This window comes from Nocardiopsis oceani (assembly GCF_054777395.1).
In genome coordinates, this window is record NZ_BAAHAR010000067.1 from 21,699 (window position 1) to 29,148 (window position 7,450).

Sequence of the window (7,450 nt, forward strand, 5' to 3'; positions counted from 1 at the left end):
GCGCGCCCGTGGTCGTTCAGGCCGGGTGGACCTCCACCAGCCCCTGTGCGGTCTCCACGAACTTCTCCACCTGGCTCTTGAGCGCCACCGGGGTCAGCGCGGGCAGGTAGGGGCGGCGCGGGGCGACCGGGTCGACCACCAGGCGGGCCCGTTGCATCGACCCCTTCCGCAGCCGTACGGCCGCCACTTCCTCCCACCGCCACACCCAGGCCATGTTCGGCGGCGTGGCCAGGGTGTTGAGTACGAACAGGCGCCGGTCGGTCAGCGCCACCAGCATGCCCGTGCCCTTGGGGTGGGTGAACATCCCGGCGACGCGCTCCTCACCGGACTCCAAGGCCGCCTCCAACCAGTCCAGCGAATACGCGTGCTGGGGGCCGGCCACCCACTTGGAAGGCGGGTTCACCCAGCTCACGGTTCTGTTCTCTCGAGTCACGGTGCTCCCAGGTGGTTGAGGGGCGGGTCAGGTCCGGGCGGCGCGCGCGGACTCGACGGCGGCGGCGAACCGGTCGGCGTCCGCGTGGCCCCGGTAGAACCGCAGGGTGTGGGTGGGCCCCGCCCAACTGGTGTCGTGGGCCGTGATGGTGAGCTTGGCGCCGAACTCGAAGCGCTTCTTCGCCACCTCCACCTCCAGGATCTCCGAGAGCTCCCAACAGGACACCGCGTTGCCGGGGTGCTGGTTGAGGGCGCGGAAGAGCCGTTCGCTGGTGAGCAGGTGCAGGAAGGAAAGGCCCTCCTCCGTGTGGTCCTCCTCGTAGGCGGCGGCGACCAGGGACTCGCCCTCGCGCAGCAGCTCCTGGATCCACTCCAGCTGGGGGCGGCAGACGGCGCGTGCGATGGGCCCGGCGGGGCCGATCCATGCGATCGAGGTCACGTGCTCTCCCGAGGGCAGGGGGCGGGTCGGGTTCGGGCGGTCGGGGTGCGGGTGATGGTCATGTTAGCGACTCGCCGAACCACCGTCCCCCTCAGACCCATGGAGCCGCCGACCGCGCAAGGACTCTCCACGTCGGCCGCGGCCATGGACCGATCCGGGGCCTGTGCCTACGCTGTGGGCGTCGTCCGTGGGCACCGCTTCCGTAGGAGAGCCTGCCGTGTCCTATCCCCTCCTGTTCATCGACATCGACGGCCCCCTCAACCCGTTCCGGGCCGCCCCCTCCCAGCTGGAGGGCTATACCGCCCACAGGATGCGGCCGCCGGGCTGGGAACGTCCGGGCCGGCCCCTGAGCGTGTGGCTCAACCCGGTGCACGGCGAGGAACTGCTCGCCCTGCCCTACGAGCTGGTGTGGGCGAGCACCTGGGAACACGAGGCCAACACGATGATCGGCCCGGTCCTGGGCCTGCCCGAGCTCCCCGTCGTCGAGATGCCGCGCCGACCGGCCCGCCACTGGGGACTGTTCTTCAAGACCCCGGCGATCGTCGACTACGCGGACGGCCGCCCCTTCGCCTGGGTCGACGACGGCATCACCGTCCGGGACCGGTCCTGGGTGGACCGCAACCACCTCGGGGACGCACTCCTGTACCGGATAGACCCAGCGATCGGCCTGTGGGAGAAGGACTTCGACCTCCTGGCCGACTGGCCGCCCGCCGTGGCCGCCGTCGAGGAACCCGAGTGACGGGGAGGATAAGCCGGGGCCGAGGCGTCGGCGGCGGCCGTACCGAGTACGCTCGTTGCCACCCCGAACAGCTACGGTGAACCCTTGTGGCCTTCGAAAACACACAGCAGACCGCGCCGACCGACAACGGCGCCTCCGGGACCCCCGACACCTCCGGCGTCCCGGGTCTCTCCGGCGCCCGGAGCACGCCCGCGCCCCGGGCCTCGGCAGCCCGTAGGGGCCGCAGCGTGCGCGGCCGCGACCCCAAACGGCGGCGGGCCATCCTGGACGCCGCCGACCGGGTGATCCAGCGTGACGGCCCCGACGTCTCCGTGTTGGTCATCGCCACTGAGGCGGGCATCAGCAAGCCCATCCTTTACCGGCACTTCGGTGACAAGGGCGGTCTCTACCGCGCCCTGGCCCAGCGCCACGTGGACCCGCTCATCGAGGCGATCCGCTCCGAGCTGTACCAGCACACCGAGTTCGAAGTGCGAGCCCGCGCCACGGTCGGCGCCTACCTGTCGATGATCTCCCAGAACCTCAACCTCTACCGGTTCCTCATGGACCGGGCCACCTCCGAGGACGTTCGCACCCGCAGCGATCTGGGGCTGATGGTCCGCCGGCTGGGCGAGGAACTCGCCGACCTGCTGCTGGCCGAGCGCCGGATCGAGGGCCGGGTGCGCGCGCAGATCGCCGCGCACGCCGTCGTGGGCATGGTCCAGGCGGCGGGGGAGTGGTGGCTCGAACACCCCGAGGTCAGTGAGGCGGAGATCATCGACGACCTCACCGCGTCCGTGGTCGGCGCCATCCGCGGCAGCGCGGCCTGACCGGGACCGAAAGTTCGGCCTGATCCGGCCGATCCGGGCCGAACCGGGCTCTCGGCCTTGACCTGGAGTGCACTCCAGGTCGCATGCTTTCCGCATGACAGAGCATTACACCCCGGGCGAGGTCGCCGAGCGCTTCGGCCTCACCTTGGACACGCTGCGCTACTACGAGAAGGCGGGGCTGCTCCGGCGGGTGGACCGCGGGCCCAACGGCCACCGCCGCTACCGTGCCGACGACGTCGGCCTGCTCCACCTGGTGCGCTGCCTGCGCGACACCGACATGCCCATCTCCCGCCTGCGCGACTTCGCCGAGCTGGTCCGCGACGGCGACCACACCATCCCCGCCCGCCTGGACGTGCTGCAGAGCCACCAGCGCCACCTCAACGCACGCATCGCCGAGCTGCGGGACCGGCAGGACGCCATCCAGCACAAGATCGACTACTACCTCGGGGTGCTCAGCGAGAACCCCGGACTCGCCGACAACCCGGACCACGGCGCCGAGCCCGCAGCCGGGACCGCCGCCCCCGCCGGACCCGCCGCCCCCGTCAAGGAGAGCCCCTGATGCGTTACACCACTGTCAACGGCCGCACGGTCAGCGCGCTCTGCCTGGGCGCCATGCAGTTCGGCAGCACGACCGACGCGGTCACCTCCACCGCCCTGCTCGACCGCTTCCTGGAGGCAGGCGGCACTTTCATCGACACCGCAGACTGCTACCAGTTCTGGGTAGAGGGCGGTCAGGGACACGAGAGCGAGACCTTCCTCGGGCAGTGGCGGCGTGAGCGCGGCGTCACCGACGAGGTCGTCATCGCCACCAAGCTCGGCGCGCAGCCGACGGTCCCCGGAACCGGCCTGGAGACCCAGGAGGGGCTTTCGGCGAAGGCCGTGGCGTTAGCGGCTGAACGCAGCCGAGAGCGCCTGGGCGTGGACACCCTGGACCTGCTGTACGCCCACCGGCAGGACCCGAAGACCCCCATCGAGGAGACCGTCGGGGCCTTCGCCGAGCTTGTCGCGGAGGGGGCCATTCGGGGGACCGGCATCAGCAACCACCGCACCTGGCTGCTGGAGCGCGCCCGCGCCGCCGCCGAGGCCAACGGCCAGCCGCGCCCGCGCGTGCTGCAGTACCGCTACAGCTACCTCCAGCCCCGCCACGACGCGGCTCTGGAGTCCGCAAGCCACATGCATGTGACCCCCGAACTCCTCGACTTCGTCCGGGCGGAGGAGTCCGAGGGGCGTGAGCAGACCCTGGTGGCCTACACACCCTTGCTGAACGGCTCCTACACCCGGCCGGACCGCCCGCTGGAGTACGCCTACGACCACCCGGGCACCGCCGCGCGCCTGGCCGTACTGGACGCGGTGGCCGGGGAGGCCGGGGCCACCCGCAACCAGGTCGTCCTGGCCTGGCTGATGGACCACGAGCCCAGCGTCGTCCCCTTGGTGGGGGTCAGCTCCCTGGCCCAGCTGGACGAGGCCATCGAAGCCACCGACCTCACCCTCACCGTTGACCAGCACGCCCGGCTGACCGCAGTCCACTGACCAGTGGCCCCATCCGATGAGCACCGCCCACTGACCACCGGTGCCACCCCGGTCCCGCCGTGCGCCCGCGGAACCCGACATTCTTCGCAGGGCTCGCAAAAGCGTGTACAACTCCGCTTGTGCGGTTTCCTGACGCTTCCGGCGGATACCTTCCCTAGGGAAGCGTTCGGCCAGAAGGGCCGGGCATACCGGAGTTCCGCGAACCAGTGGGAGGGGCCACTTGCCCGAGAGCACAACGCCGTTGGAGACGGACTCCGGTGCCTACCACCAGATCCACTTCGCCTGGGCCGACCCCACCCTGCTCGGTCGCGTCGGCCCCGGTCCGGCGTCGACCTCCCTGCCGCAACGGGACCAGCCGGTCCTGCGCTCCTGGCGCGACCGCCTGCTCACCGCACTCACCGCGGACTACCGCTCGGCGCTGCCCGACACCGACCCGGCCGACTACCCCGAGACCCTGTGGGCCCACCACTACCCGGACGGCCAGAGCGCTCTGGTCTACCGGTGGCCCGGCGACGTCCGCGACGCCCACGCCTGGGCCATTGTCGGCCCCTCCCGAGGGCTGACCCTTCCTCGGATCCTGGCCCTGCACGAGAACCCCAACACCCGGCCGGCCGCACGCAGACCCCCCGCACCAGGCTGGGCGGCCATGCGGGCCCTGCCAGCCCCCGAACCCTGGGAACGCACCGCCGCACCCGGCGCCGTCCGCACCCGGGACCGCCGCGCGGCCGAGACCCAGATCGACAACGAGCCCATCCTCGTCGGCGCCGTCGCCCGCGCGCTCGAGCACCCGGACCGGCCCATCCACATCGTCTTGGACCCCGACCGCGCCGACCTGTGGCAGGCGGTCCAACTGCGTTTCCTGTGGGGGCTGCACCGGACGCTTTACGACGTGCTCACCCCGCGCACCTCCGTCGCCGCCGCCGGGTGGAAATGGTCCTTCTCCACCTACGACCCCGTCCTGGGCGTCGAGGAGGGCCCGCACCTGGCCTTCGGGCCGCCCACCGAACACACACCCGCCGGTTCACCCTTCCTGGACCGCACCCCGACCGACCACCTCAAGGTCGCCGACGGCCTGGTCACCGTCTTGCGCGAGGAGGGCGGCGATGCGCTCGCCGACCATCTGCGCGACCGCGGAGTGCCGGAGGCCGTCACCTTCGTCGACCGCCGGGACCTGCTTTGCGACTGGTTCGACCCCAGCCCTCGGCCTTCTACGGCGCAATCCCCATGGGCTGAGGAGCCGGGTGAGGAGGCGCTGGCAGAAGGGGAACCGTCGGCAGAGGCAGAACCGGCGGAGGAAGGGCCTGCGGAGGAGGACATCCCCGAACCCGAAGAGCTCCCGTCGGTGCGCACCCCGGCGGCGGGACTCCTGGGTCAGGTGCCACTGCTCCAGGAACCCCCGCTGCCGAGACCTTCGGCACGGAGACCTCCGGAGGAGGAAGGCTTCGAGGCCAGGGCGGCCTCCGCCCCCGCTTCCCCCGAACCCGACCCGGAACCCGAACCCGAGCGCTCCGCACACCGGGCCCTCTTCGACCCTCCGGAGCCCGCTGAGCCCGCTGAACCCCTAGAGCCCCCCGAACCACCAGAGTCCCCCGAGCCCCCGGAACCTCCCGAGACCTTCAGCTCCACAGAGCCCCCGGCACCCCCGGAACCTCCGGAACCACTCGACCCACCGCGCACCAACCACCCCAAGGCCCGCACCCCCGCCGACGCGCCGCCCTTGCCGGTCATCACTGCCGCGGAGGAGGCCGAGGACGAGGAGGAGACCGACGCGGAGGGACCCCCCGACTACGCGGCCGAGACCGTGCCCGGGGCCGACGAGGCATCCGACGACCCCGACGACAACTGGCCGACCCAGTACGTCGACCTGCCCCTCTCCCGCTTGGAGCGGTGGCATGCCAGACGTGGCCCCGAGGGTGCCTACACAGACGTCATCGACGCCCGCGCCGCGGTCAGGGCGGAACGCGCCGAGCTGCAACGGGTGCGCGAGGAACGCGACCACTACCACGCCGAGGTCCAGGAACTACGTAGGGAGATCGCGCGCTTGGACCAGTCCTGGATCGACACCGAACCCGGCTACGACACCCCCAACAGGTCCCGCCGCTGGCCCCTTGTGCTCCTCGTCCTGGTCCTGATCGCGGGCGCCCTCGTCCTGGGCCTGGAAATCGGCTCCCGTACCGGCAGGGACACCCTCGACATCCTCGGTGCCGTGTGGAGCGGCCTCACCGGCGGATGGTGGCCGCTGTGACGCTCGCCCCACAGGCGCGTGGAGCGGCCGAACGAGCACTCCGAACCCGACCGCGCTCTTAGAGCCTGGTGACAAGGGGGGTTTGGTTGCCCTGCCCTTGGGGTGTGCCGCTTTCCGCGTGGGTGGGGGAGTCCGCGTGGGCTGGGGTTTGTTGTTGGGTGCGGGTGGTTTCCCCGTTTCCTGCCGCTTGATGGTGGCCGTCTCCGCTGCGCGCGTCAAGGTCGTCGCCGTCGAAGCGCTGGCGCGCTGTCGGTGGCGCTCCACCTTGACCCGCTTCGCTGCGACGGCGGGTCGGCGGCAGTCAGGAAACGGGGGCGTGTGGTCGGGGCCTGAAGGGGCCCTTCGGGCCCGGGCCTGCGGCCCGGTGGGCCGGGCCTGCGGCCCGGTGGGCCGGGCTTCGCCCGGCCCGGCCGTGGCCGGCCGGATGCCTGCCCGTCCGTCTGGCTTCCCCGGTCAGCGCGTCGCAATCCAGTGGCCAGTGGGCGACGAAGGACCCGATCAGGCCGGGCGGGTGGCTGGGCGCGTCCCACCGGGCTTTCGGTCAGGTGTGGGACCCCTTTCCAACGATGATCTTGCCCCTGTCTCCACCCTCGACGGCCGAGGGTGGAGCTGGGGGCAAGATCATCGGGGATGAACCGGTTTCGGACGCAGCGGTCATCTTCGCCGGGCCAGTTTCGGACAGCGGGGCTGCCTCCGTGTGGGGCGCCCACCGGGGGCGCCCGCTACCCCCCCACATGGGGGCGCCTGGGGCGCCGAGCCCCCTCCCGGAAGCACCCGGGGGCCGGTGAGCCCCCTCCCTGGAGGCATTCTCGGCGCCCACAATGACTCCAGTAGGGGGGGTCGATGCCCTGGAACCCACACCCGACCGGTCCAACAGCACCACCCGCACCCGTATGGGCCACCCACCGAGCCGCCAGACCGGTGGGACGCGCCCAGCCACGCGCCCGGCCTGATCGGGTCCTTCGTCGCCCACTGGCCACTGGATTGCGACGCGCTGACCGAGGAAGCCAGACGGACGGGCAGGAATCCGGCCGGCCACGGCCGGACCGGGCGAAGCCCGGCCCACCGGGCCGAAGGCCCGGGCCCGAAGGGCCCCTTCAGGCCCCGACCACACGTCCCCCGTTTCCTGACAGCCGCCGACCCGCCGTCGCAGCGAAGCGGGTCAAGGTGGAGCGCCAATGACGCGCGAAGCGCTCGATGGCGACGACCTTGACGCGCGCAGCGGAGACGGCCACCATCAAGCGGCAGGAAACGGGGAA

At 71.7% G+C, this 7,450-nt stretch carries 7 protein-coding genes; 5 read left to right on the forward strand and 2 right to left on the reverse strand.

Going from position 1 to position 7,450, the window contains the following annotated elements; translation table 11 throughout:
* Positions 1 to 16: 16 nt before the first annotated feature.
* Both ACYVDG_RS29960 and ACYVDG_RS29965 read right to left on the reverse strand, forming a co-directional pair.
* On the reverse strand, positions 17 to 412 hold the full coding sequence (locus ACYVDG_RS29960; protein WP_460762154.1) for a hypothetical protein: 396 nt from the start codon (positions 410 to 412) through the stop codon (positions 17 to 19).
* 48 nt (positions 413 to 460) lie between these two features.
* Complete coding sequence (locus ACYVDG_RS29965; protein WP_460762157.1) at positions 461 to 871, reverse strand: hypothetical protein; 411 nt, start codon at positions 869 to 871, stop codon at positions 461 to 463.
* 217 nt (positions 872 to 1,088) lie between these two features.
* Here ACYVDG_RS29965 and ACYVDG_RS29970 point away from each other — a divergent pair, with 217 nt between their 5' ends.
* The 5 genes from ACYVDG_RS29970 (at position 1,089) to ACYVDG_RS29990 (ending at position 6,191) form a co-directional block, all read left to right on the forward strand.
* Complete coding sequence (locus ACYVDG_RS29970) at positions 1,089 to 1,610, forward strand: HAD domain-containing protein (protein ID WP_460762162.1); 522 nt, start codon at positions 1,089 to 1,091, stop codon at positions 1,608 to 1,610.
* A gap of 86 nt (positions 1,611 to 1,696) precedes the next feature.
* Positions 1,697 to 2,416 carry a TetR/AcrR family transcriptional regulator gene (locus ACYVDG_RS29975; RefSeq protein ID WP_460762165.1) on the forward strand — a complete coding sequence of 240 codons (720 nt, stop codon included), beginning with the start codon at positions 1,697 to 1,699 and terminating at the stop codon, positions 2,414 to 2,416.
* A gap of 94 nt (positions 2,417 to 2,510) precedes the next feature.
* Positions 2,511 to 2,975 (forward strand): MerR family transcriptional regulator, encoded by a 465-nt coding sequence (locus ACYVDG_RS29980; protein ID WP_460762169.1) that lies wholly within the window; start codon positions 2,511 to 2,513, stop codon positions 2,973 to 2,975.
* Positions 2,975 to 3,946 carry an aldo/keto reductase gene (locus ACYVDG_RS29985; protein ID WP_460762174.1) on the forward strand — a complete coding sequence of 324 codons (972 nt, stop codon included), beginning with the start codon at positions 2,975 to 2,977 and terminating at the stop codon, positions 3,944 to 3,946. The genes ACYVDG_RS29980 and ACYVDG_RS29985 overlap by 1 nt, the downstream gene beginning before the upstream one ends.
* A gap of 220 nt (positions 3,947 to 4,166) precedes the next feature.
* On the forward strand, positions 4,167 to 6,191 hold the full coding sequence (locus tag ACYVDG_RS29990; RefSeq protein ID WP_460762177.1) for a hypothetical protein: 2,025 nt from the start codon (positions 4,167 to 4,169) through the stop codon (positions 6,189 to 6,191).
* Positions 6,192 to 7,450 lie beyond the last annotated feature (1,259 nt).